Origin of the sequence: Aminobacter ciceronei (assembly GCF_014138625.1) — a bacterium.
Lineage (GTDB): Bacteria > Pseudomonadota > Alphaproteobacteria > Rhizobiales > Rhizobiaceae > Aminobacter > Aminobacter ciceronei.
The window spans coordinates 42,427-67,253 of sequence record NZ_JACJHY010000003.1; the positions used below are offsets into that span (position 1 = coordinate 42,427).

24 protein-coding genes are annotated in these 24,827 nt (G+C 63.9%); 12 read left to right on the forward strand and 12 right to left on the reverse strand.

Translation table 11 applies throughout. The features are described from left to right. Nucleotides 1-3: 3 nt before the first annotated feature. The 6 genes from HNQ95_RS04075 to HNQ95_RS04100 form a co-directional block, all read right to left on the reverse strand. Nucleotides 4-306 (reverse strand): hypothetical protein, encoded by a 303-nt coding sequence (locus HNQ95_RS04075; RefSeq protein ID WP_154384529.1) that lies wholly within the window; start codon nt 304-306, stop codon nt 4-6. Between the two features lie 50 nt (nt 307-356). After that, nucleotides 357-668, reverse strand: coding sequence for a YjhX family toxin (locus HNQ95_RS04080; protein ID WP_154384530.1), 312 nt, complete (start codon nt 666-668; stop codon nt 357-359). Between the two features lie 180 nt (nt 669-848). Then, nucleotides 849-1,136 (reverse strand): hypothetical protein, encoded by a 288-nt coding sequence (locus HNQ95_RS04085; protein WP_182573587.1) that lies wholly within the window; start codon nt 1,134-1,136, stop codon nt 849-851. Nucleotides 1,137-1,824: 688 nt separating this feature from the next. After that, nucleotides 1,825-3,333: a S8 family serine peptidase gene (locus tag HNQ95_RS04090; protein WP_154384532.1), complete on the reverse strand. Its 1,509-nt coding sequence runs from the start codon at nt 3,331-3,333 to the stop codon at nt 1,825-1,827. Next, a complete protein-coding gene (locus tag HNQ95_RS04095) occupies nt 3,330-3,992 on the reverse strand; it encodes an anti-sigma factor (protein ID WP_154384533.1) in 663 nt (220 codons plus the stop codon). Before HNQ95_RS04095 ends, HNQ95_RS04090 begins: the two co-directional genes overlap by 4 nt. Next, the gene (locus HNQ95_RS04100) at nt 3,989-4,561 is read right to left on the reverse strand and encodes a sigma-70 family RNA polymerase sigma factor (RefSeq protein WP_067965790.1); all 573 of its coding nucleotides are present in this window, start codon (nt 4,559-4,561) and stop codon (nt 3,989-3,991) included. The genes HNQ95_RS04095 and HNQ95_RS04100 overlap by 4 nt, the downstream gene beginning before the upstream one ends. Before the next feature lie 223 nt (nt 4,562-4,784). On the opposite strand from HNQ95_RS04100, the gene HNQ95_RS04105 reads away from it, so the two are divergent. The 5 genes from HNQ95_RS04105 to HNQ95_RS04125 all read left to right on the forward strand — a co-directional run bounded on the left by HNQ95_RS04105 (nt 4,785) and on the right by HNQ95_RS04125 (nt 9,462). Further along, nucleotides 4,785-5,513, forward strand: coding sequence for an iron-containing redox enzyme family protein (locus tag HNQ95_RS04105; RefSeq protein WP_067954995.1), 729 nt, complete (start codon nt 4,785-4,787; stop codon nt 5,511-5,513). 89 nt (nt 5,514-5,602) lie between these two features. Then, the gene (locus HNQ95_RS04110) at nt 5,603-6,082 is read left to right on the forward strand and encodes a GlcG/HbpS family heme-binding protein (RefSeq protein WP_067965788.1); all 480 of its coding nucleotides are present in this window, start codon (nt 5,603-5,605) and stop codon (nt 6,080-6,082) included. A gap of 42 nt (nt 6,083-6,124) precedes the next feature. Beyond that, a complete protein-coding gene (locus tag HNQ95_RS04115) occupies nt 6,125-7,138 on the forward strand; it encodes a 2Fe-2S iron-sulfur cluster-binding protein (RefSeq protein WP_154384535.1) in 1,014 nt (337 codons plus the stop codon). 29 nt (nt 7,139-7,167) lie between these two features. Next, nucleotides 7,168-8,727 carry a carboxylesterase/lipase family protein gene (locus HNQ95_RS04120; RefSeq protein ID WP_182573586.1) on the forward strand — a complete coding sequence of 520 codons (1,560 nt, stop codon included), beginning with the start codon at nt 7,168-7,170 and terminating at the stop codon, nt 8,725-8,727. 93 nt (nt 8,728-8,820) lie between these two features. After that, nucleotides 8,821-9,462, forward strand: a complete 642-nt coding sequence (locus HNQ95_RS04125; protein WP_067954987.1) for a GntR family transcriptional regulator — start codon at nt 8,821-8,823, stop codon at nt 9,460-9,462. Between the two features lie 11 nt (nt 9,463-9,473). Here HNQ95_RS04125 and HNQ95_RS04130 read toward each other — a convergent pair whose 3' ends face one another. After that, nucleotides 9,474-10,493: a LacI family DNA-binding transcriptional regulator gene (locus HNQ95_RS04130; RefSeq protein ID WP_182573585.1), complete on the reverse strand. Its 1,020-nt coding sequence runs from the start codon at nt 10,491-10,493 to the stop codon at nt 9,474-9,476. Between the two features lie 356 nt (nt 10,494-10,849). Between HNQ95_RS04130 and HNQ95_RS04135 the strand changes: the two genes are divergently transcribed. The 5 genes from HNQ95_RS04135 to HNQ95_RS04155 all read left to right on the forward strand — a co-directional run bounded on the left by HNQ95_RS04135 (nt 10,850) and on the right by HNQ95_RS04155 (nt 17,401). Beyond that, complete coding sequence (locus tag HNQ95_RS04135) at nt 10,850-12,205, forward strand: ABC transporter substrate-binding protein (RefSeq protein WP_067954985.1); 1,356 nt, start codon at nt 10,850-10,852, stop codon at nt 12,203-12,205. Nucleotides 12,206-12,418: 213 nt separating this feature from the next. Continuing rightward, nucleotides 12,419-13,435, forward strand: a complete 1,017-nt coding sequence (locus HNQ95_RS04140) for a carbohydrate ABC transporter permease (RefSeq protein ID WP_067965784.1) — start codon at nt 12,419-12,421, stop codon at nt 13,433-13,435. 1 nt (nt 13,436) lies between these two features. After that, the gene (locus HNQ95_RS04145) at nt 13,437-14,591 is read left to right on the forward strand and encodes a carbohydrate ABC transporter permease (RefSeq protein ID WP_154384537.1); all 1,155 of its coding nucleotides are present in this window, start codon (nt 13,437-13,439) and stop codon (nt 14,589-14,591) included. 17 nt (nt 14,592-14,608) lie between these two features. Next, nucleotides 14,609-16,261: a beta-galactosidase BglA gene (gene bglA / locus HNQ95_RS04150; protein ID WP_371746536.1), complete on the forward strand. Its 1,653-nt coding sequence runs from the start codon at nt 14,609-14,611 to the stop codon at nt 16,259-16,261. Nucleotides 16,262-16,288: 27 nt separating this feature from the next. Continuing rightward, nucleotides 16,289-17,401, forward strand: a complete 1,113-nt coding sequence (locus tag HNQ95_RS04155) for an ABC transporter ATP-binding protein (RefSeq protein WP_067954980.1) — start codon at nt 16,289-16,291, stop codon at nt 17,399-17,401. 128 nt (nt 17,402-17,529) lie between these two features. Here HNQ95_RS04155 and HNQ95_RS04160 read toward each other — a convergent pair whose 3' ends face one another. From HNQ95_RS04160 to HNQ95_RS04175, 4 genes are read right to left on the reverse strand one after another with little or no spacing between them, the layout of a single operon-like run. After that, complete coding sequence (locus tag HNQ95_RS04160; RefSeq protein WP_067954978.1) at nt 17,530-18,372, reverse strand: metal ABC transporter permease; 843 nt, start codon at nt 18,370-18,372, stop codon at nt 17,530-17,532. Continuing rightward, on the reverse strand, nt 18,369-19,229 hold the full coding sequence (locus tag HNQ95_RS04165; protein ID WP_067954976.1) for a metal ABC transporter permease: 861 nt from the start codon (nt 19,227-19,229) through the stop codon (nt 18,369-18,371). Before HNQ95_RS04165 ends, HNQ95_RS04160 begins: the two co-directional genes overlap by 4 nt. Continuing rightward, a complete protein-coding gene (locus HNQ95_RS04170; protein ID WP_371818599.1) occupies nt 19,226-20,137 on the reverse strand; it encodes a manganese/iron ABC transporter ATP-binding protein in 912 nt (303 codons plus the stop codon). The genes HNQ95_RS04165 and HNQ95_RS04170 overlap by 4 nt, the downstream gene beginning before the upstream one ends. Continuing rightward, entirely contained in the window at nt 20,134-20,946 is an 813-nt protein-coding gene (locus HNQ95_RS04175) for a metal ABC transporter substrate-binding protein (RefSeq protein ID WP_246340588.1), read from the reverse strand. Before HNQ95_RS04175 ends, HNQ95_RS04170 begins: the two co-directional genes overlap by 4 nt. 602 nt (nt 20,947-21,548) lie before the next feature. Here HNQ95_RS04175 and HNQ95_RS04180 point away from each other — a divergent pair. Together HNQ95_RS04180 and gnd are read left to right on the forward strand one after the other, a co-directional pair. Then, complete coding sequence (locus HNQ95_RS04180; protein WP_067954969.1) at nt 21,549-21,989, forward strand: Fur family transcriptional regulator; 441 nt, start codon at nt 21,549-21,551, stop codon at nt 21,987-21,989. Between the two features lie 134 nt (nt 21,990-22,123). Next, a complete protein-coding gene (gene gnd / locus HNQ95_RS04185) occupies nt 22,124-23,542 on the forward strand; it encodes an NADP-dependent phosphogluconate dehydrogenase (RefSeq protein WP_154384539.1) in 1,419 nt (472 codons plus the stop codon). A gap of 127 nt (nt 23,543-23,669) precedes the next feature. Here the strand turns inward: gnd and HNQ95_RS04190 are convergent, their stop codons facing one another. Next, entirely contained in the window at nt 23,670-24,758 is a 1,089-nt protein-coding gene (locus HNQ95_RS04190; protein ID WP_154384540.1) for a LacI family transcriptional regulator, read from the reverse strand. Nucleotides 24,759-24,827 lie beyond the last annotated feature (69 nt).

Below are 24,827 nucleotides of genomic sequence, written 5' to 3' on the forward strand. Positions count from 1 at the left end.
CCTCTAAGGCTGAGTTGACGAGGGGTGCCTGACCGAGAATACGCGATACAGGCATGCAGCGGCAGACATCAGCCAGAATACGACGACAAGATAGGCGGTGGCGGTCGATCCGACGCACTCACCCTCTTTGATAGCGCAGGAGTTGGTCACGCCGGTAAGCAGGAAATACCCACACACCACCAGCGTGCCCGATGTGAGTGCCGCACTGATGACGCGGTGGCTTCCGCCAGACGTGAGCAGGATCGTCGCCAGCCTCGCAGCCAGTGGCGCAACGATCATCAGGCCCATCGCATAGACAGTTGCCATAGCTGCAATCCCGCTCTCATCGTTAGCTTATCCGATACCTGGCATACCCTCTATCCCTTCTTCGCCGCCTGACGTGCCTGCTGCAGGCTGACCACGCCTTCCCGTGAGATGGTGTAGTTGCCGCCGTTGCGGGAGACCACCAGACGCTTCGCCTTCAGCACCTTGAATTCGGCGAGGCCGGCGCCCTCGAGCGACCACCCTTCCCGGGTGACGAACGACGCTTCCAGTGGTCGGTTTCTGGTGTCTTTTTCCAGGATGATGGTGCCGCCAAACGACAGCACTTCGAGCGCTTTGCGCTCCTTCTTCGAGATATTCATGAAGTTGTGAGTCCGCAGTCCCAGCGCCAATGCACCGGGCGTCATCCACCATGGCGAGCAAAGAGCTCACCGGTTTGGCTGAACACGGCCCCGGTCCACGCGATGCGTGAAGCGGGGCTTTAGCGGGACTCAAAAGAACAGGTCATGATGGCGCGGAGCTATAGGTCAGATTGCGGCATGCTTAAGGCAGTTGCTTTGTCGAACGGCGGTTATGTCCGGCTGAGATCAGCGCCCCTGCAGGACGCGGATCAATTTGCTGTTGTCAGCGGTGGTGGAATCAAGATTGCGGTAGTCCTGGTAGGTGATGCGGTTTCTGGCCATGCCGTTGATCATGCGCTTGCAGAAGGTTTGCGCATAGTTGCTCGGGTTGATGTTGAACACCGTTGCCATATCGGCCTTGTCCTTGGCCGGGCGTGCATTCTCACGCTTGATGCAGTTCGCCATGATCTCGCGTTTGAGGGCGGGGCTGCCGCTAAGTGCCGTCTGAGCAGTCTTGTATTCGCCTTGCGACATTGTCGTGCAGCCCGCGACAATTGCGGAAAGGCCAAGCAAGGTTACCTTACGGGTCATGATGTGCGTCCGGGCGTGAAAATTGATTGAAGCAAATGATCGGAACAAATCGCCTACTGCAACAGCTAGGAATTTTCGTCAACTGTCAGTTGAAAATAAAGACGCGCACTGACGTGGCGTTATGAAAGGTGAAGATTGATTTAGTGAAATCTATATTAGCTGTGGCTTTTGTTTAATGTGGCGCCGTCACGGTCTCCGGCCAATGCGATCACCAGCTCAGCTGCGATCGGCAGATGATGTAGTAGCATTCGGCGTAGCGCCTGTACTCCGGCGTGCCATATGCCGGCTTCACGCCGCTGTCGTGATAGCTGTCGAGCAAGCGAGCACAAGTGGCCCTCTCGAATGGCGGCCAGGAACTGACGGCCAAGGCTTGCGGTGACGCCAGGGACATGGCTGCGACAATGAAGCATCCCAGGCTTGCAGCTGCGAAAAGCGAAGTGTTGCGCATGGGGTGACCATGTACATCTGTCGTTTTTTGCCTGCAACAGGCCAAGGATATTATGATGAACGAAGTAAATTGTCAGCGAAGCGACGGAAATTCCACGCCACCGTGCCGCAATTCGGTGGAGCAGTGGCTCCTGACATGTCGCTTCGATGGCATCGCGCAATTCTGCGCCGGGTGACGCCGCACCTATTGCTTTGCCGCCTCTGCCGCCCTGGTGTTGATCAGCCCGAAGCCGAAGTCGGTGTCGCGGCCCTTGTCGCCGAGGTCGGTGGCGGTGCTGGCCAGAGCCTTTTCGATCGAGTCGACGCTGCGTTTCGGCTCGGCGTGCAAAAGGTTGGCAATTGCGCCGCTGACGACGGCCGCGGCAAATGACGTGCCGGTGACCAGGTCGGTGCCGCCGCCGACGGGCGCCATCAGGTCGACGCCGGGTGCAGAGATATAGACATAGGGCCCGCGATTGGCCTGCTTCATGATCGCGTCCTTGGCGTCGGTGGCCGTCACCGCGATCACGCCCTTGTAGGCGGCGGGGTAGCCATAAGGCGCGCCCGGACCGTTGTTGCCGGCGGCGGCGACCAGGATCATGCCGCGCGCACGCGCACCGCGGCTCGCCTGCTCCAGCAGCGCGTTCTTGGGCCCGACGAAGCTCATATTGACGATCTGGACGTCCTGCTCGGCGGCCCAGTCGAGGGCGTTGAGGATGATTTCCATCGTTGACTTGCCGCCTTCGAAGGCGCGGGCGTGGAAGATCTTCGAACCCGGCGCCATGCCCTTGAAGTCGCCGGTGCCTGATATCAGCCCGGCCACCGACGTCGCGTGGTCACGCGCGGTGACGGCAACGCCCGGCATGGCGTCGAAGCTCTGTGCGATGGCGCCCTTGAGCGCCGGGTGGGTTTCGTCGATGGCCGTATCGATGACTGCGACATTGACGTTCTCGCCATTCGCCGCCGCCTCGTCGAGCGAGATGCGCTGGAAGGCGAAGCTGGGAGCGGCTGCCGCCTGCTGCAGTTCGTAGATGTGGTTGGGCTCGCGCTCGCTGGTACGGCCGTCGCCGGCGAGCTGCGCCAGCACCACGCCGACCGGACGGCCATCGGGAATGCCGAAGCGTACGAGGCTGGTGCCGAGCAGCGTCGACTGGCGCTGCGAGCGGATTTCGAGGCCGTAGGCGGCCGCCAGCGCCTGGGCGTCGGCGGCATCGCCGGCAACCGTCACCAACACCTCGTCAGGCACGAAGTTGCCCGAGATGGCGCGCGGTGCTGCGGTGATGGCGGGGCCGGGCGGCGTCGCATCGGCTGCAGGAGGCGTCGGCGGCGGAGATCCGGCCTGCCCGCCGCCGGAAGCAGCAGCGCCGCCTGCGGGATCGCGCAGCGGGTTGGGTGTCGGCACCGGCGTCGCCGGCTGGCTGCCCGAGGCGACGCCGGGAAAATCGCCGGGATTGGGGAACAGGTCGACGATCAGCTCGGGCAGCCCGACGGCGCCGGGCAGGCCGCTGCCGCCCGAGGGGCCTCCTGGGGTGGAACCGCCAGGCGCCGGGCCACCCGGCTGCAGGCAATTGGCGTTGCCGGCTGCCGTTGTCTGATTAAGGCAGTCGAGCTGTTGCGGCGTCAGGCTGGGGTCGTTGGTCTGGGCGAAAACAGGCGTGGCGGCGAACACCGCCGCCGCCAGCACGAGCCGTGCAATTCGCCCTGACGTGGTCATCCAGCCGGTTTCCTTCCTGCCGTCACCGTGTCCGCGAAGGGTGCCGCCGCAATGACGCCGACGATGCGGTCATAGTCGGCGACCGTCTCGGACGGGATGGCGATGCGGAACACGCCACTCGCTGTCGGGCCGTCGATGATCGAGGCACCATTGTCGCCGAGCAGGGTGGCGATGTCGGCCATCCTGGCGTCCGGCTTGAAGGTCACCAGCGCGAAGGGCAGCTTCGCCTGGTCCTCGCCGGTGCCGGCGACCTGGACGTCGTTGCCGCGGCTGCCCGGTTCGAGCACCGACTGCACCATGACCAGTGCCAGCAGTGCGGCTGCAGCACCCCAGGCGACGCCGACCGGCAGGCCCATGAAACGCTCCCAGACCCGCGACAGCAGCGACTGTGCCTGGGGCTCGCGCATCGGCCCGGCTTCGGCGTCGAGCAGCTTCGAGAAGCGGCTCAGCGCATCGGCGGGCGGGCGGATCGCCTCGTTGGCGGCCATCGTGCCGGAGAACTCCGCTTCGGCGGCTTCAAGGGCCGCGGGTGCCTCGGGATCGCTGGCAAGCCAGTCTTCCACGGTTGCCAGTTCGGACCCTTCGAGCGTGCCGTTCAGGTAGAAGGGCAGCAGCGTTTCGATCTCGTCGCGGCGCGACATCTTCTCGGCAGCGCTCATGGCCACCCCCTGTCATATCCGGCGGCCTTCAAGGCTTCGCCGAGCTTCTTGCGGGCATAGAACATCCGCGTCTTTACGGTGGCGACAGGAATGTCGAGCACCTCGCCAATCTCGGTGACCGACTTGCCATGGTAATAGGCAAGGTCGATGACCGTGCGATGCTCGTCGGCGAGCGTGTCGACGAGGCGGCGCAGGGCCGCACCCTTGTCCTGCTTCATCGTCGCCACTTCGGGTGTGTCGTTGTCGTCGGGCACTGCAGCCGCATCGTCGTCGTCAAGCCACTCTTCCTTGCGCTTGCGCATCGACGACAGCGCCTTGAAGCGCGCTATGCCGAGCAGCCAGGTCGAGACTTCCGAACGGCCTTCGAATTTCGGCGCCTGGCGCCACAATTCGAGAAACACTTCATTGGCTACGTCATCCGCCATCGCTTCCGACCCCGTCTGGCGCGCCACGAAACGGTAGACCCGTGCGTGGTGCCGCGTGAACAGGAGCCGCAAAGCGGCGCGGTCGCCGTTTGCGACGCGGCTCACGAGATCACGATCGGACATGGGGTCAGATGCGATGTTCATGGCCGGTGCTACCGCCGGGCTCCTGTCTGCTTGGTCGTTGTTGGCCGCAAAAAGGTTCACCGGAATGTTTCGGATGCAGGAAAGCTAGCGGAACTTCCGCGGCATGGCCAGTCCGGCGCGACACACTACCCCAGAGTATCCTTTACCGCCCCTTGCGCTCAGGTCATTTTGGTATACAGTATTCCAAAATGACCTGCAGACGACACCTCAAGGGGAACAGTGAATGACCGTTGCAATGAACCCGGACGAGTTCCGCACCGCGCTCGAAAACGCCATCAAGGGCAAGAGCGCCAACAAGTCGCCGTTCAGCGTCGGCTGGGCCAGCGGCAAGCTCAGCCGCGACCATCTCGCCCGTTGGGCGGAGAACCACTACCACTATGTCGGGCCGTTCGCGGACTACCTCGGCTACATCTACGCCCGCATGCCGGAGGGCTATGTCGAGGCCAAGGATTTCCTGCTCGCCAACATGTATGAGGAAGAGATCGGCGGCGACCGCCACACCGATCTGCTTGTCCGTTTCGGCGAAGCCTGCGGCACGTCGGGCGACAGGATGCGCGATCCCGACAACATGTCGCCGACCACCCGCGCCCTGCAGAGTTGGTGTTATGCGGTGGCGATGCGTGAGGATCCGATCGTCGCCGTTGCCGGACTGGTGGTCGGCCTCGAATCCCAGGTGCCGTCGATCTACCGCAAGCAGACGCCGACACTGCGCGACAAATATGGCTTTACCGACGAGGAGGTCGAGTTCTTCGACCTGCACATCGTCTCCGACGAGATCCATGGCGAGCGCGGCTACCAGATCGTGCTCGAGCATGCCCGCACGGTCGAGATGCAGCAGCGATGCCTCAAGATCTGCGAGGTCGGCGCGCAGATGCGGCTGCTCTACACCACCGCCCTCTACAACGACTATGTCGCGGCCGAACTGCCGCTCGACGAGCTGCTCGCCGCCTGATCCCGCCACAGTGGGAGCGCGCGGGGCGGCAACGCCGCGTGCGTTCCCCCGGTGGCCCAAAATATCAACAATTGCCGGACGATACCGACGTGAAACAGGTCCTGAAACTCGAACTCGAAGAAGCCCGCGTGATGGTGGCCGCGGCGGTCGCCAAGGCGCTGGAACTCAACGTTCCCGAAACTGTCTGCATCGCTGATGACGGCGGCTACCCGATCGCGCTGGAGCGCATGAACGGCGCGCGCGTCACCGGCCCGCAGATCGCCTGGAACAAGGCCTTCACCGCTGCCGGCCACAAGCGCTCGACGCACCTGTTTACCACCCCGCCCAACGGCCCGGCACTGCCCGGCAACGAGGCCTTCGGCATCCAGCTCAGCTTCGAGGGCCGCTTCGCCGCCTTTGTTGGTGGCTTTCCAGTCGTCGTCGATGGCGAGGTCATCGGCGGCGTCGGCTTGAGCGGCGGCAATGGCGAGCAGGACATCGCCTGCGGCATAGCTGCACTCGCAGCACTTGCGGCGTTGCTCGAGCCCAAGGGGCACAAGGTCATGGTGCAGGCCGACATCAAGAAGTGACCGAAGCGGCAGCGCCGCATCCCAACCGTAGTGGAGACATGGATGGACCATGTTGTGCGCGTCCTCGAAACCGAGGACCAGTTTACCGTTGCCTCCGAGGAATCCGTGCTGATGGCGGCGATCCGCCAGGGCGTACAGCTGCTGCACGACTGCACCGAGGGTGGCTGCGGCACCTGCCGTATCAGGCTGATGGAAGGCTGCGTCCGCTATGAGGAATACCCGCTGGCGCTGTCCCCGGAGGACGAGGAAGAGGGCTTCGCCCTTGCCTGCCAGGCGCGGCCGGAGAGCGACCTGCTGATCTCGACCGAACGGCCGATGGAGCCGTGCTCCGATCCAGAACGGTATACCGCGACCATCCAGTCTGTCCGCAATGTCGGCCGCGACGTCGTGCACCTGACGCTGGCACTTCCCGGCGCGGAACAGCTTGTCTACCGGCCAGGGCAATATCTCAATGTGCTGCTCGGCGACGGCAACAAGCGCAGCTTTTCGATGGCTTCGGTGCCCAACGGCAAGACCGTCGATCTGCACATCCGACGCGTACGTGACGGTCACTTCACCGCGGGCCAGTTGCCGCGGCTCGGCCCCGGCGACCGGCTTGACGTCGAGCTGCCGCATGGCCTGTTCTGCTGCCGCAAGGAGGATTTTCGCCCGTTGCTGATGGTAGCGACGGGCACGGGGCTGGCGCCGATCAAGAGCATACTGGAATCGCTGATGGACGATCCCGACTGCCCGCCTGTGTCGCTCTATTGGGGCATGCGTACCGAGGACGACCTCTATCTGCATGACGAGATCCAGTCCTGGGCCGAGCGTCTGTGTGACTTCCAGTATGTGCCGGTGCTGTCGCGGCCCGGTCCGGGCTGGCAAGGGCGGCAAGGCTATGTCCAGGAGGTCGCCGCCGAGGACATCGGCGATTTTTCCGAGCACGCGATCTACATGTGCGGCTCGCCCAAGATGATTTCGAGCGCCAGGAAACTGTTCGTCGAGAACGGCGCCAATCCCGGCTTCATCTACGCCGACGCCTTCAATTTCCAGCACACGCTCGTGCCGGCCGAGTAGCGGCGAACGGCTGGTAGGGCGAGGGCAGCATGGAGATCGCAGTCGAAACGCCCGCCGGCAGCCTCGCCGGGCAACGGCATGACGGCGTCGACCGGTTCCTCGGCATTCCCTATGCGGCGGCGCCCGTCGGTGCTCTGCGGTTGCGGTCGCCAAGGCCAGCGCCTGGTTGGGCCGGCATACGGCGTGCCGACCACATCGGTCCGGCGGCACCGCAGCATCTCGCCGGCAGCCAGACCTGGCTCACCGAGCCGATCGCCTGCATGGACGAGGACTGCTTGACGCTGAATGTCTGGGCGCCTGCCGATGCCTGCGATGCGCCGGTGCTGGTCTGGTTCCATGGCGGGGCGACGCGTAATGGCCATGGCGGCGCTGCCGCCTGTGACGGTTTTCGCCTCGCCCGCGAACACGGCATCGTCGTCGTCACCGTCAACTACCGTCTCGGCCCGCTGGGTGGTCTTGCCCATCCCGAACTCACCGACCCCGAAACCGGCACATGCGCCAACTGGGGCATGCAGGACAAGATCGCGAGCCTGCGCTGGCTGCGCGACAGCATCGCCGGCTTCGGCGGCGATCCGCGCAAGATGACGATAGCTGGCCAATCCTCTGGCGCCGCCAATGTCGTGCTGATCGCGCAGAACCCGGACTGTGAGGGGCTGTTTTGCGGTGTCATCGCCCAAAGCCCTCCGCTGTTCCAACCGCCAATGTTCGTCGGGCTCGACGATGCCGCCGAATACACCGAGGCGGTGGCTGCGGCACTGGGCACCTCGGTCGCCGGCCTGCGCGATCTCGACGGTTCCGACCTCGTCCGCCGCGAAGCTGCGCTGCTGCGCGATGTCGACTTCGCCAGACGGTTCCCCCGGCCGCGCACCGCGCCCACGCTCGATGGCAGGTTGGTGCATGCCTGGCCGCATGACGGGGTGCTCGCCGACGTGCCGCTGCTGATCGGTTTCACCCGCGACGAGGCCAGGTTCTGGTATGACCTCGCTCTGCCCGACGGCACCAGGCTTTCGGCACTGACGCCGCCCGAACCGGGTGCGCCATTCGAAGCGGCGCTGGCGCGGCTGATTGCGCTGCATTACCCGTTCGAGCCCACGCCTTCGCCCGCGGCGACCTTCGCCGCCTATGGCTTTGCCATGCCGGATGCCGGCTCCGCCGCGATCTGGCTCGCCATCTACTCCGACCTCGTCTTCCGCGCGCCGATCTTGCACTATGCAACGCGCCATGCGCGGCGCGGCTCGCCCGCTTTCCTCTACGATTTCGCCTGGCCGCTCGCCGTGACCGGCGGCACGCCGCACGCCGCCTGCGTGCCGTTCGTCTTCGGCACCCACCGCCATCCGCATCTTGCGCCCAAGATCGGCGTCGATGTCGATGCCACCGTCGCCGCCGCGATGGCTGCCTGGGCGACCTTCATTCGCCACGGCACGCCGGCAACGCCAACTCACGATTGGCCGGGTCTCAACCCCGGGTTGCCATTGGACGCCGCGGAGGCGATGAGCATCGGCCGCGACGGTATGCTGTTTGGGCCACTCCATGGCGCAAACCGGCTCGCGTCGTGGCCTGCAATGCAGCAGATGGGCGATGCGGATTGAATATTGTACTCCAAAGCCCGGACGCTATATCATCCGGCACAAGGCGTTGCTTCCGCAGGTTGATTCGACCCTTGCCACAGGAAGTGTAAGACCATGACCGTCGTACTCGGGGAAATCCACGCTCCGCTCACCAAGCTGATCACCGCCGCCTTGCGCGAGCGCATCGTCAGCGGCGAAATCGGCGTCGGCGAAAGATTGGTCGAGGGCCGCCTTTCCGAGGAGATGGGCGTGTCGCGCATGCCGGTACGCGAGGCGCTGCGCGAGCTCGCCGCCGAAGGCATCGTCACCATCGAGCCGCGACGCGGCGCTTCCGTCACCGTCTTCAGCGAGGAGCAGAAGCGCGAGCTGGTCGAGGTTCGCGCCACGCTCGAGGCGCTCAACGCCAAGCTCGCGGCCAAGCGCCACGATCCCGAACAGATCGCCGCCCTGCAGCGCATCCTCGACGACGGCGCCAAGCTCGCCGACACCGACGATCCGGTGCTGCTGTCGCGCCAGAACACCGAGTTCCACGAGGCGCTGGCAACCGTCGCCGCCAATTCCGTGCTGCAGGACATGGTGCGCTCGCTGCGCGACCGCACGGTCATGCTGTTCGCGCCGATCAGCAAGCGCCGCGGCCGCCAGAACTGGGAAGAACATGCCGGCATCCTGCGGGCGGTGATCGCCGGAGACAGCGAACTCGCCGCCCTGCTGGCCGCCCGCCACGTCTACAACGCCGCCGAGATGCCGCAGGAATAGCCTGGCGGTTTCTATCTCGCGCCTGAAATGGACCCGCGCACCACCAGGTCGACCGGCCAGACCTCGCCGCGTGCGCCGTCTTCCAGCCCCGAAATGCGCGCCGCCAGCCTTTCGGCGACGCGGGCGCCCGCGGCGCGGATCGACGAGCGTGTCGTCGTCAGCGGCACCGAAAAATGCTCCGGCTTCAGCCAGTGGAACACGTCGTCGTGGCTGACCAGCGAGAGATCCCGTGGCATCGAGAGATTGAGGTCGCGCGCCGCGCGTACGATGCCAAGCGCCATCAGCAGGCTGGAGCAGACGATCGCCGTCGGCGCCTCCGGCCCCTCGAGCAACCGCCGCGCGGCGCGGTAGCCGTTTTCCTCGGTCATGATCTCCGAACGGATGTTCTTCGGCTCCAGCACCAGCCCGCTTTCGGCCAGCGCTCGCCTCACGCCGCGCTCGCGGAAGATGGCGAAGGTCTGGGTGTCGTCGCCATTGATCAGCGCCACCCGCTTGTGACCGAGCTGGACGAGCAGCCGCGTCGCGTCATGAAAGGCGCCTTCATTGTCGATGTCGATGAACGGATAGTCGAAATCGAGGCCTTCGCTGCGGCCATGCACGATGAAGGGGATGCCGAGCTGGTGGGCAAGCGCCACGCGCTTGTCGGCATTGTAGGGCGCCGAGATATAGAGCGCGTCGACCTGCTTGTTGGCGACGATGCGCCGGTAAGTGGTTTCTTCGTCCTGGGCATCCGCCGGGCTCAGCACAAGATCGAGTTCGTGGCCGCGGGCATAGTCGCCGAGGCCGGAGAGAAATTCGACGAAATGCGGATCGATGTCGACCGAGGCTCCCGTGGGCATGACATAGCCGATCATCCCGGCCTTGCCGGTCGCCAGCCGGCGCGCACTCGGGTTCGGCCGGTAGCCGTGGCGCTTGGCGGCATCGGTAACCCGCCGACGAGTCTCCTCGCTGACCTCGGGATAGCCGTTCAGCGCACGACTCACCGTCGTCTGCGAGAGTTCGAGCATCAGCGACAATTGCTTGAGGTTCACCTCGGCTCCGATTCTCAAAGCGCTTTCAATCGGGCTTCTGCCTGATGTCGGGCGAAGCAGCTGCGTGTCGCCGGCAAGAATAGCTGCCGAATTGCTTGCTTTGAAGCGAAATCTACTCGTGCGGTACCCAAAAAGCATGCTGCAGCGCACACTGCTGTCGAACTTAAATCGATTAGTTGAGCGAGCCTCTTGACTCCTGACAATTCCGGTGGCGTGATGCGGCAATCCAAAGCGCTTTGAAATGCCGTTGCGTGAAGCAGTTGCAGCTCATGCAAGTCTGGGGCACAGTTCGGGGCGGTGCAGGCGGGCGGAATGGAGGTTCCGTCCGGAGTTTTCGATCCACTGGGAGGAAGACCATGAGGAAGACCCTGTTGCTGGGCGTGGCTTTTGCCGCCGTCGCCCTGAGCGCGCCCGCTTCGGCGGAGCTGAAGTTCAAACCGGGCGAGGACGCCCGCTTCACCTGGGCAAATTTCGACGAACTCAAGAAGGTCGACCTGAAGGGCGAGACGCTCTCGATCTTCGGGCCATGGCGCGGTGAAGACGAGGCACTGGCCCGTTCGGTGCTCGACTATTTCAGCGAGGCCACCGGCGCGACGATCAACTACTCGTCGTCCGAGAACTACGAACAGCAGATCGTCATCGACACCCAGGCTGGCAGCCCGCCCAACATCGCCATCCTGCCGCAGCCGGGCCTGATCCAGGATCTGGCCTCCAAGGGCCTGCTGACGCCGCTCGACGAGGGCACTGCCAATTTCATCAAGGAGAACTACGGCGCCGGCCAGTCCTGGGTCGATCTTGGCACCTACAAGGACAAGGACGGCAAGCCCGGCTTTTACGGCTTCCCGTTCAAGGCCGACCTGAAGTCGCTGGTCTGGTATGTGCCGGAGAATTTTGAGGAAGCCGGCTACGAGGTTCCCAAGACCTGGGAAGAGATGCAGGCGCTGACCGACAAGATCGTCGCCGATGGCGGCGTGCCGTGGTGCATCGGTCTGGGTTCGGGTGGCGCCACCGGCTGGCCGGCCACCGACTGGGTCGAAGACATCATGCTGCGCACCCAGGCGCCCGACGTCTATGACAAGTGGACCAGGAACGAGATTCCGTTCAACGATCCGGCCGTCGTCAACGCGCTCGACATCTTCGCCAAGATCGCCACCAACGACAAATATGTCGATGGCGGCAAGGCGGCGGTCGCCGCGACCGACTTCCGAGACAGCCCGAAGGGCCTCTTTGCCGTGCCGCCGAAGTGCTACATGCACCGCCAGGCGTCGTTCATCTCGTCCTTCTTCCCGGAAGGCACCAAGCTCGGCGAGGATGCCGACTTCTTCTACCTGCCGCCCGTCGCCGCCAAGCCCGAGCTCGGCAATCCCGTACTCGGCGGCGGCACGCTGTTCACCATCGCCAAGGACTCCAAGGCCGCGCGTGCCTTCATCGACTTCCTGAAGATGCCGCTCGCCCACGAGATCTGGATGGCGCAGTCGGGCTTCCTGACCCCGCTCAAGACGGCGAACAAGGAAGCCTATGGCAACGAAGCGCTGAAGAAGCAGGGCGACATCCTGGTCAACGCCTCGACCTTCCGCTTCGACGGTTCCGACCTGATGCCGGGCAAGATCGGCGCCGGCGCCTTCTGGACCGGCATGATCGACCTCGTCGGAGGCAAGCCCGCAGCCGATGTCGCAGCCGACATCCAGAAGAGCTGGGACGCGATCAAGTAAGCGTTCAAGCTAGTCCCCTCGCTTGCCGCTTCGCGGACGCCTTCCCCTTGTCGGGGGAGGCACCGGCGGCCCCGACCCGGTCCCCCCTCCCGCCGGGAGCGGTGCCCCGGCGTGTCGCGGAGAGCGGGTGAGGGGACTTCCTTTCAAGTCTGCTCGAACAAGTCCGTTGAAAAGGGCCCGTTGAAAAGGGCCGGTTGAAAGGGAATGATTCCCATGACGGCACAGATACTTTCGGCCATTTTCACCATCATCGTCGGCGTCGGCGGTTGCGTTGTCTATTACTGGGGCGCCAACAAGATCCTCGACGCGGTCTTTCCCTCGCGCGGCGTTTCAGGCGCTGCCGCCGTCGACAATCTGCGTCGCCAGGGCCTGATCCGGCCATGGCTGTTCGTCGGCCCGGCGATGCTGATCGTCACTGTCTACCTTGTCTATCCGGTGATCGAGACACTCAGGCTGTCCTTCATGGACCGTGGCGGCGAGAACTTCGTCGGCCTCGCCAACTACAGCTGGGCCTTCGGCGACCGCGAGTTCCGCAATTCGATCTTCAACAACCTGTTGTGGCTCGCCGTCGTACCGGCTGCCTGCACCTTCTTCGGCCTGATCATCGCCGTGCTCACCGACAAGATCTGGTGGGGCAACATCGCCAAAAGCCTGGTCTTTCTGCCGCTCGCCATCTCTTTCGTCGGCGCCAGCGTCATCTGGAAGTTCGTCTATGAGTATCGGGCCGAGGGCCAGACCCAGATCGGCATCCTGAACGCCGCCGTGCAGTATCTCGGCGGCAATCCGCAGGTGTGGATCTCGACGCCGTTCTGGAACAACTTCTTTCTGATGGTCATCCTGATCTGGATCCAGACCGGCTTTGCCATGGTCATCCTGTCGTCTGCCCTGCGCGGCATTCCGGAGGAGACCATCGAGGCCGCCGTCATCGACGGCGCCAACCCGTTCCAGATTTTCTGGAAGATCATGGTGCCGCAGATCTGGGGCACGATCGCGGTCGTCTGGACCACCATCACCATCCTGGTGCTCAAGGTCTTCGACATCGTGCTGACCATGACCAACGGCCAGTGGAACAGCCAGGTGCTGGCCAATCTGATGTTCGACTGGATGTTCCGCGGTGGTGGCGACTTCGGCCGCGGTGCGGCGATTGCCGTCATCATCATGCTCGCCGTCGTGCCGATCATGATCTGGAACATCCGCCAGGCCAATCGTGAAGGTGGGGGAGGACACTGACATGGCCAGTTCAAGGGGAAAATCCGTCATCGGCCGCTTCGGCGTCCACATCGCGGTGCTGGTCTTCGTTGCCATCTGGACCATCCCGACGCTCGGCATCCTGGTCAGCTCGCTGCGCGACAAGGATCAGCTCATCGTCTCGGGCTGGTGGACGGCGTTGTCGACTTCGTCTCAGACCGAGGCCGGGCGCACCGACGCCGCCGACAAGCAGGTCGAGAAGGACGGCAAGTTCCTGATCATGGGCAACCTGTTCGGCGCCGGCGACGCACGCACCGTGACCGCCTTCGGCACCAAGGCGCAGCAGCCGACGCAATTCGAAGCCGGCACTGCCGCCGACCTCGGCGAGGGCGTGACGCTTCAGGTCAATGACGACGGCTCCTACGTGATGTCGTCGCCCAAGGCCTTCGAGATCACCCGTGGCCAGCGTGTCTATTTCTCGGCCTCGGCGCCGCCGCGCTTCACCACCGACAACTACCGCACAGTGCTGTTTTCGGAAGGCATCGGACGCTCCTTCATCAATTCGCTGACGGTCACCATTCCGGCGACAATCATTCCGATCCTGATCGCCGCCTATGCTGCCTATGCGCTTGCCTGGATGCGTTTTCCCGGCCGCGCGCTGCTGATCGCCGTCATCATCGGCCTGCTCGTCGTGCCGCTGCAGATGTCCCTCATTCCGCTGCTCAAGCTCTACAATGGCGTCGGCCTGTTCTTCGGCGTGCCTGCCAAGACCTATCTCGGCATATGGCTGGCGCATACAGGCTTCGGCTTGCCCTTCGCGATCTATCTCCTGCGCAGCTACATTGCCGGCCTGCCGCGCGAGATCATGGAATCGGCGCGCATCGACGGCGCCAGCGACTTCGAGATCTTCGTCAAGATCGTGCTGCCGCTGTCCTTTCCGGTGCTCGCCTCCTTCGCCATCTTCCAGTTTCTCTGGGTCTGGAACGATCTGCTGGTGGCGATGGTCTTCCTTGGCTCGGGCTCCGACCAGCTGGTGCTGACCGGCAAGCTCAATGCCCTGCTCGGTTCGCGCGGCGGCGACTGGGAAATCCTCACCACCTCGGCCTTCGTCACCATCATCGTGCCGTTGATCGTGTTCTTCTCGCTTCAACGTTATTTCGTCCGCGGCCTGCTCGCGGGCTCAGTCAAGGGAGGCTAGCTCAGATGCAAGCCGCAATGCGCAAGTTCGAAAACCCTGAAACCGCTGTCGATCGCGACTGGTGGCGCGGGGCGGTGATCTACCAGATCTACCCCCGCAGCTATCAGGATTCGAACGGCGACGGCATCGGCGACCTCAGGGGCATCATCGACCGGCTGCCGCACATCGCCTCCCTGGGTGCGGATGCCGTCTGGATCTCGCCCTTCTTCAAGTCGCCGATGAAGGATTTCGGCTACGACATTTCGGACTATCTCGACATCGACCCGATGTTCGGCACGCTCGCCGACTTCGACGCTATGATCGCAGAAGCCCACCGCCTCGGCCTCAAGGTGATGATCGACGGGGTCATCTCTCACACCTCCGATCTGCACGCCTGGTTCAAGGAAAGTCGCGCCAGCCGCGACAATGCCAAGGCCGACTGGTACGTGTGGGCCGACGCCAAGCCCGATGGCAGCCCGCCCAACAACTGGCTGTCGATCTTCGGCGGCTCTGCATGGCAGTGGGACACCAGGCGCATGCAGTATTACCTGCACAACTTCCTGGCCGAGCAGCCCGACCTCAACTTCCACAACCGCGACGTCCAGGACGCGCTGCTCGACGTTACCCGCTTCTGGCTCGACCGTGGCGTCGACGGTTTTCGTCTCGACACCATCAATTTCTACTTCCACTCGGCAGGCCTCGAGGACAATCCGGCGCTGCCGCCGGAACAGCGCAACGACCAGACGGCACCCGCGGTAAACCCCTACAATTTCCAGGACCACATCTACGACAAGAGCCGGCCGGAGAATCTTGAATTCCTCGCCCGCTTCCGCGCCGTGCTAGACGAGTATCCGGCGGCCGCAGCTGTTGGCGAAGTCGGCGATTCCCAGCGCGGTCTCGAGGTCGTGGCGTCCTACACCGCCGGCGGCGACAAGGTGCAGATGTGCTACGCCTTCGACTTCCTGGCGCCGGAAAAGATATCGGCCGCCAAGGTGCGCACGGTGCTCGAAGATTTCGGCAAGGCGGCCAGCGACGGTTGGTCGTGCTGGGCCTTCTCCAACCACGACGTCGTCCGCCACGCCTCGCGCTGGGGCATGGGCGAGGCCGACCGCACCGCCTATCTCAAAGTGATATCGGCGCTTCTGATGTCGCTGCGCGGTTCGGTCTGCATCTATCAGGGCGAGGAGCTTGGCCTGACCGAAGCCAGCCTCACCTTCGAGGATCTGCAGGACCCTTACGGCATCCGCTTCTGGCCCGAGTTCAAGGGCCGCGACGGCTGCCGCACGCCAATGGTGTGGAATAAGGACGCCGTCAATGGCGGCTTCTCCCGGGCGAAGCCCTGGCTGCCGGTGCCCGCGGATCATCTGGCGAAGGCTGTCGACACCCAGGAGGGTGATGCGGCCTCGCTGCTTGAGCACTACCGGCGCTTCCTGGCCTTCCGCCGTTCACATCCGGCGCTCGCCAAGGGCGAGATCGCCTTCCTCAAGGCAGAAGACGACGTCGTCGCCTTCACCCGTCGCGAAGGCAACGAGGAGGTCGTCTGCGTCTTCAATCTTGGCAGCGCGCCGGCTAACATCGACCTCGGAGGTCGTGGTCTGCAGCCCTTGCCGGGGCATGGGCTCGATGGAAATGCCAACGCCGGCGCAGTCCGGCTCGGTGGTTACGGCGCCTGGTTCGGGCGCTTCGTCTGACCGCAAATTAGGTACTGGGAGGAAACCATGGCCGATCTAACGCTCAGGGACGTCAAGAAGTCATACGGCAATCTCAACATTCTTCATGGCATCGACCTCGACATCAAGTCGGGCGAGTTCATCGTTTTCGTCGGCCCTTCGGGCTGCGGGAAGTCGACGCTGTTGCGTTCGATCGCAGGCCTGGAGGAGATCACCGGCGGTGAACTGTACATCGCCGGCGAGAAGGTCAACGACGTGCCGCCGTCCAAGCGCGGTATCGCCATGGTGTTCCAGTCCTACGCGCTCTATCCGCACATGACCGTCTACGACAACATGGCGTTCGGCATGAAGATCGCTGGCGAGAGCAAGGCCGAGATCGACAAGCGGGTGCGCGCCGCGGCCGAAATCCTGCAGCTGACCAAATATCTCGACCGCCTGCCCAAGGCGATGTCCGGCGGCCAGCGTCAGCGTGTCGCCATCGGCCGCGCCATCGTGCGCAACCCGAAGGTCTTCCTCTTCGACGAGCCGCTGTCCAACCTGGATGCCGCCTTGCGCGTCGCCACCCGCATCGAGATTGCCAAGCTGAAGGAATCGATGCCCAATACAACGATGATCTACGTCACCCACGACCAGGTCGAGGCGATGACGCTGGCCGACCGGATCGTCGTGCTCAAGGATGGCCGCATCGAGCAGGTCGGTTCGCCGATGGAGCTCTACAAGCATCCCGGCAATCTGTTCGTCGCCCAGTTCATCGGCTCGCCGGCGATGAACATCGTTGCCGGTACCATCGAAAGGACAGGCGAGACGAGCGTCGTCAGCCATGTCGGTGGCCACAAGAGCTCTGTTCCGGTGGCGACGCCCTCTGAGGCCCAGGGCAAGCCAGTCAGCTTCGGCGTGCGACCCGAGGATCTCTATGTTGCGACCGGTGACGACTACCTGTTCGAGGGGCTCGTCGACTATGTCGAGCAGCTCGGCGAGGTCCAACTGGTCTATGTCGACATCGGTCGCGCGGAGCAGCCGCTGGTGGCCAAGCTGCCCGGCAATGTCGAGGTCAAGCGCGGTGCCAAGATTCGGCTCGCCGCCAGTCCCGACGAACTGCACATCTTCGACAGTGAGGGTCATTCCTTTGCCCGCCGCCGGCTGACGGCTGCAGCTGCGTAAACGCCTTGCCGTCCCCTTTGCGGGGAGGGTGACCCAAAAAGGCCGGGTGTGGTGAGCGTGGGAACTCCTACGCCCAAACCCGCTCGGCTCTGTTGCTCGGCCCTCCCCACAAGGGGAAGGTATGCTGTTCACTCTACCGCCACCTGTTTCTGCCTGATCGCCGTCCGCCGCTTGGAGACAAAGAACGCCGCGACGAATGTCAGGCTCATCAGCAGAACGATGGTTGGCGCCGGCGCGCTGTCGATGAAGAAGCTGAGATAGACGCCCGACAACGAGCAAGACACCGCCACCAGCACTGACACCATAAGCATACGCTCGAAGCGGTCGGTGAGCAGGTAGGCGATTGCGCCGGGGGCGATCAGCATGGCAATGGCGATGATGATGCCGACGGCCTTCAGCGCGCCGACGATGGTCAAAGACAGTATCGTCAGCAGCCCATAATGCAGCAGCCTGACCGGCAGGCCGATGGCCTGCGCGTGCTGTGGGTCGAAGGCATGCAGCAACAGGTCGCGGCGGAAGAAGCCGATGGCACCTGTTGCCACCAGCGCGATGGCTGCCGTCTGGCCGACATCGCTCCAGCTCACGCCGAGCATGTCGCCGAACAGGATATGGTCGAGATGCACGTCGGTCTGGATCTTCGTGTAGAGCACGATGCCGAGGCCAAACATACCGGAGAAGACGATGCCCATGACGGTGTCTTCCTTGATCCGGCTGTTCTGCTTGAGATAGCCGGTTGCCAGCGCGCAGGTCATGCCGGCGGCAAAGGCGCCGACCGCCAGCGGCAGGCCGGCGATGTAGGCCAGCACGACGCCGGGCAACACCGCATGGCTGATGGCGTCACCCATCAGCGACCAACCCTTGAGCACCAGGAAGCAAGACAACAGTGCCATTGGCACCGCAACCAAAAGCGAGATGGCGAAAGCCTGCTGCATGAACGGGAAGGCGAAGGGCAGGGCGAGGGTTTCGATCATGCCCCAGCCTCCAGTTCCAGCCGCGCCCGTCGCCGCGCCGCAAGCAATCCGTGCTTGGGTGCGAAGACGAAGGCGACCAGGAAGATCAGCGTCTGCGCCACCACGATGATGCCGCCGGTCGCGCCGTCCAGAAAGTAGCTGGCATAGGCGCCGGCAAAGCTGGTCACGCTGCCGATCGCCACGCTGATGACGATCAACCGGGGAAACCGGTCGGTGAGCAGATAGGCCGTCGCCCCCGGCGTCACCACCATGGCGATGACCAGGAAGGCGCCCACTGTCTGCAAAGCCGCCACCGTCGAGGCCGACAGCAGCATGAAAAACAGCACCTTGAGCAAATCAGGGTTCAGCCCGATCGAGCGCGCGTGGTTCTCATCGAAGAAGGCGACCATCAGGTCTTTCCATTTGGCGAGCAGGATCGCCAGCGAAATGCCGCCGATCAGGACTAGCTGCAACGTGTCGGAAGGCGTCACCGCCAGGATGTTGCCGAGCACGATGGTCTGGATGTTCACCGAGGCCGGCGACAGCGAGATCATGAACAGGCCAAGCCCGAAGAAGGAGGTGAAGATCAGCCCGATGATGGCGTCCTCCTTCAGCTTGGTGCGCTGGTTGAGAAACAGCATGGCGCCCGCCGCCAGCCCGCCCGACAGGAACGCGCCGAGCGCGAAGGGCAGGCCGAGCATGTAGGCGCCGGCGACGCCTGGGACAATCGAATGCGAAAGCGCGTCGCCGATCAGCGACCAGCCCTTGAGCATCAGATAGGCCGACAGGAAGGCGCAGACGCCGCCGACGAGTGCAGACACCCACATGGCGTTGAGCATGTAGCCGTAGCCGAACGGCTCGATCAGCGTGGAGATCATTTCCGGCGCCCACCCGATTTGTCGGCCCGATCATTGCCGTTTCCGTCGCCATAGATGACGAAGGGTCGCTCGTCGTCGGTCAGCACCGTCACCTGTCGCGTATCGGCATCGTCATGCAGTTCGGAGCCGCCGAGGATGAACTGGCGCAGCACGCCGCCGAAGGCCTTTTCGAGGTTGGCCTTGGTGAAGGTTTCAGAAGTCGGCCCGGCCGCCAGAACGGTCCGGTTGATCAGGACGGCGCGGTCGCAGAAGCGTGGCACAGAACCCAGATTGTGGGTCGACACCAGCATCACCCGACCTTCGTCGCGCAGGCCCTGCAAAAGCGCGATGATCGCCTCTTCGGTGCGCACGTCGACGCCGGTGAAGGGTTCGTCGAGCAGGATGAGTTCGCCCTCCTGCGCCAGCGCGCGGGCCAGGAATACACGCTTCTTCTGCCCGCCCGACAGTTCGCCGATCTGGCGCTTGCGGAAGTCGGCCATGCCAACGCGTTCGAGCGCTGCGTCCACCGCCTCGCGGTCGATGCCGCGCGTCATGCGGAGGAAATTCATGTGGCCATAGCGGCCCATCATGACGACATCCTCGACAAGGACTGGAAAATTCCAGTCGACGTCCTCGCTTTGCGGCACATAGGCGACGAGGTTTTTCCTCAGCGCTTCGCGTGCCGGCTGGCCTAAAATCTCGACGCTGCCTGACGCCAGCGGCACGAAGCCCATGATCGATTTGAACAGGGTCGACTTGCCCGAGCCGTTGACGCCGACGAGCGCGGTGATGGTGCCGCGCGGAATGGCGAATGAGGCGTTGCGCAAGGCGGTGTGGCCGTTGCGGTAGGTCACCGAGATATTGGAGACGTTGAGCCCGTCGCCCGGGGCGGCCTCCGCCTGGGGCCGCCCTTTCATGGGTGCAGTCATTGGGTCAGTCCCTTGACGATGGTCTGAGTGGTGACGCTCAACAGGTCGAGATAGGTCGGCACCGGGCCGCTCTCATCGCTCAGCGAGTCGACATAGAGCACGCCGCCATATTTTGCCCCGGTCTCGCGTGCGACCTGCTCGGCAGGCTTCGACGACACGGTGCTTTCGCTGAACACGGCCGGAATGCCGTTGGCCTTGACGAGGTCGATCACCTTGCGCACCTGCTGGGGAGTGCCTTGCTGGTCGGCATTGATCGGCCAAAGATAGACCTCCTTCAGCCCGAAGTCGCGCGCCAGGTAGGAGAAGGCGCCTTCACTGGTGGCGAGCCAGCGGCGCTCGGCAGGGATGGTCTCGATGGCCTTGTGAATCGGCGCCACCGTCGCCTTGATCTTCTCGGCATAGGCGGCGGCGTTCCTGGCGTAGACCTCGGCGTTTTCAGGGTCTTTCTCGGCGAAGGCCTTGCGAATGTTCTCGACATAGATCAGCGCCGCCTCTGGAGACATCCAGGCATGCGGGTTGGGCTTGCCCGTATAGGGACCCTCGGCGATGCCCATCGGCACAACGCCATCGGAGACGACGGCCTGGCTGACGCCGTCGAGGTTTTCGAAGAACTTCTGGAACCACAGTTCGAGGTTCAGGCCGTTCCACAAAACGAGGTCGGCCTTCTGGGCGCGCAGGATGTCGCCCGGCGTCGGCTGGTAGTTGTGAATCTCGGCATTGGGCTTGGTGATCGATTCCACCTCGGCTGCGTCGCCGGCGACGTTGCGGGCGATGTCGGCGATCACGGTGAAGGTGGTCACCACCTTCATCTTGCCGCCCGCCGCGCTGTCCTGAGAGCAGGCCGAAAGCCCGAGCGCCGCCGCAAGCAGAGCGATGGCGGCGAAGGTGGTGCGAAGTGCTGTCATGGTAATCCCGTTTCAGAATGCCGCACCGAAGGGGCGGCAGCTACGGTGCCTTACCTAATGGCAGTTGGTGCGCCTGTCAATGCAATTGCAAATCGTTTGCAAGTAGAGATGTGACTGTCGCTTACTGAACCTTCCGAAGTGGTCTTGTTGCGCGGGCGACGGCAGGCAGGATGGTCGATGCGTGGATAGCTTGTTGACGCTTTTAGCTTCTTTTTAGCTCCCACAGATCGGCTATGCCGCGATCCGTCCGATCGCCAGCGTCGCCAACATCTCGGGGCCTTTTTGATGCAACGTGGCAGAATGAGCGCCCCTGGCGACGAGACTAATCTCCCTCCTTGTGGGGGAGATGGCCGGCAGGCCATCACGGCGGGGAGGGTTGGCTTCGTATAGCGCGGGCCGTCTTCCACTTGCTCCCACGCGGGGGACACGCATCGCCCCACTTCACCTGGGGATGAACGGCGACATAATCTTTTGCAACTGAGTGTCATCTGGCACATAGTCGCGCCATGACGAAGACGCCTGTGAAACATGCTCCCAAGAAGCCGGACTACGAGAAAGCGCTGCGCAAGGCGGGCATCCGCATCACGCGGCCGCGCAAGATCATCCTTGGCATTCTGGGTGAAACTGAGGACCATCCCGACGCGCTGGAGATCTTCCGCCGCGCCGAACAGGTCGACAAGAGCATCTCGCTTTCGACAGTCTACCGCACCATGAAGTTGCTCGAGGAGATGGGGGCCATTCACCGCCATGCCTTCGAGGGCGGGCCATCGCGCTTCGAGCAGGCTGGCGGCGATCACCACGATCATCTCATCGACATGGACACCGGCGACGTCATCGAATTCCGCTCCGATCGCATCGAGCAGCTGCAGCAGGAAATCGCCCGCCAGCTCGGCTACGACATCGTCCATCACCGGCTCGAGCTCTACGGCCGCCGCCGCAAGGACTGATGACGCAAGGTCAGGCCACGACGAGTTGATCGACCGGCGACAAGGCGCGTCGGGCGGCGAGTTGACCTCGGCAAAAGCGCGGTCAATCATGCCGCGTCTTCGACGACAGCAATCAGCAGACAGGACCAGCGACCATGGAAAAAGCCGAAATCGGACTGATCGGATTGGGCACGATGGGCTCGAACCTGGCGCTGAACATCGCCGAAAAAGGCCATCGTATCGCCGTCTTCAATCGCACACCGGCCCGGACGCAGGCGTTTGTCGAATCGGCGGGCGCCTTGCGCGACATGGTCGTGCCCTGCGGCTCGATCGAGGAACTGGCCGCCGCCATCCGCCCGCCGCGACCGATCATCATCATGGTGCTGGCCGGCGATCCGGTCGACCAGCAGATCGCAGCCCTGCGCCCGGTTCTCGCCGCCAACGACATCATCATCGATGCCGGCAACGCCAATTTCCGCGACACGATGCGCCGCTTCGAGGAGCTCGACGGCTCGGGCCTGACCTTCATCGGCATGGGTGTCTCGGGCGGTGAAGAGGGCGCGCGCCACGGCCCCTCGATCATGGTCGGCGGCACGCCTGAATCCTATGCCCGCGTCGAGGACGTGCTGACCGCGATTTCGGCCAAGTACAAGGGCGAGCCCTGCGCCGCCTGGCTCGGGCCGAACGGCGCCGGCCATTTCGTCAAGACCATCCACAACGGCATCGAATATGCCGACATGCAGATGATCGCTGAGATCTACGGCATCCTGCGCGACGGGCTGTCGATGACGCCGAAGCAGATCGCGCCGGTCTTTGCCGGCTGGAACAAGGGCCGGCTCGAATCCTACCTGATCGAAATCACCGCATCGGTGCTCGAAGCCGACGATCCCAAGACCGGAAAGCCGGTGGTCGATATCATCCTCGACCGCGCCGGTCAGAAGGGCACCGGCAAGTGGTCGGTCATCGAGGCACAGCAGCTTGGCATCCCGGCGACAGCCATCGAAGCGGCGGTCGCGGCACGCGTGCTGTCGTCGATGAAGGATGAACGGCTGGCGGCGGAAAAGGCCTACGGCGCCAACACGCTGAAATTCGCCGGCAACAAGGACGAGGTACTCGGCGATCTTGAGCTTGCACTGTTTGCCGGCAAGATTGCTGCCTATGCGCAAGGCTTCGCCGTGATGGCCGGCGCGTCGAAGGAATTCGGCTGGAACCTGCCGATGCCGACCATCGCCAAGATCTGGCGCGCCGGTTGCATCATCCGTTCGCAGTTCCTCGACACCATCGCCGAAGCTTTCGGCAAGGCCGATCGGTCGACCAATCTTTTGATGGTGCCGGCCTTTGTCGAGATCATGGGCAAGGCGCATCCGTCGCTGCGCCGCATCGTCGCCCGCGCCGCCGAGGCCGGGCTGCCGGTGCCGGCGCTGTCGTCGGCGCTGGCCTATTTCGACGGCTATCGCCAGGGTCGCGGCTCGACCGATCTCACCCAGGCGCAACGCGATTTCTTCGGCGCTCACGGCTTCGAGCGCATCGACGAGCCGGGCGCGCACCACGGGCCGTGGGGCAGCGGCAGTTAGCGTCCTCAGGGAAGTGTCGGGCAGCGCTGCCCCTCATCCGCCTGCTGACAGCGTCTCCCGGTGAATGGGGAGACGGGAAGCTGCCGCGGCGCGGCCCCCCTCGCCACGTATACGGGGAGAGGGCTGCTCAGGTGGTGTCGTCTTTTCCTGATCCGGGTGTCTCGTAGGCCTCGACCGCCTTGGGCTTGCTGAGGCTCTGCAGGGCACCGATGTCGCGCCCGGCGATGCGGCCGAGCACGGCGCGGGCGAGTTCGGCGCCCGCCAGCCGCACGTCTTCATTGACGACGTAGAGCTGCGGTCTGAGCAGGTGCAGCAGTTTTGACGATTGCTTGGAAACGATGTCGACGTCCTGGCCGATCCGGAAGCCGGCCTCCTCGATGCCGGCGACCAGCGCGAAGGTGCCGGCCCCCGCGCCGCTGACGAAGGCATCTGGACGGTTGGGTCGGCGCATCAGCTCGACGGTCTGCTTTCGAATGTCCTCGATGGAATGGTCGACGGTGGCCATCGGGAACGGCACTTCGCTCAATCCGTGTTCCATCAGGGCGTCAGCGAAGCCGTCGCGCATGTGATGGTAGTAGCTGAGGTTCGAGGGCGGGGCGAGCAGCGCCAGGCGCTTGCGCCCGAGCGCTGCGAGCTTCTTCACCGCCTCGATTGAATAGGCATGGTTGTCGAAATCGTGGAACGCATGGTCGATGCCCATATGGGTGCGGCCATGGGTGGCAAAAGGCATGCCGCGCTCGGTCATGTAACGCACACGTTTGTCGTCGGGTTCGGTGCGCGAGATGATGACGCCGTCGGCCGACGCCGTCTCGACGACATAACGCACCGGCTCCAGCGGATCGTTGTTGCGCGAATAGGGTGTCACCACCAGGTGATAGGGAGTCTGCGCCAGCGCCTCGGAGATGCCGTAGATGAGGTCCGAGACGAAGCCGCCGACCTGCTCCTCGGTGTCGAGCACCAGGCTGATGACATTGGTCTTGCCGGTGCGCAGGCGCACGCCGGCGCGGTTTGGCCGGTAACCGATCTGGCGGGCGACGAGCTGCACGCGCTGCCTGGTCGCCGCGCCGATTTCGGGGGCGTCCTTGAGCGCGCGCGAGACGGTCGTGACGCCGAGGCCGGTCATGAAGGCGATGGTCTTCAGCGTCGGCGGATTGGCCTCGCCGCCAGCGGCCTGGTCGGCATTTTCATCCGGCGGTGTCTTGTCGTTCATGGCCATTGCCCCACCGTGATCCCTGCTCGGCGCATATCGCATTTGCATGATGGACCTGACAAGCGCTTTCCTGCA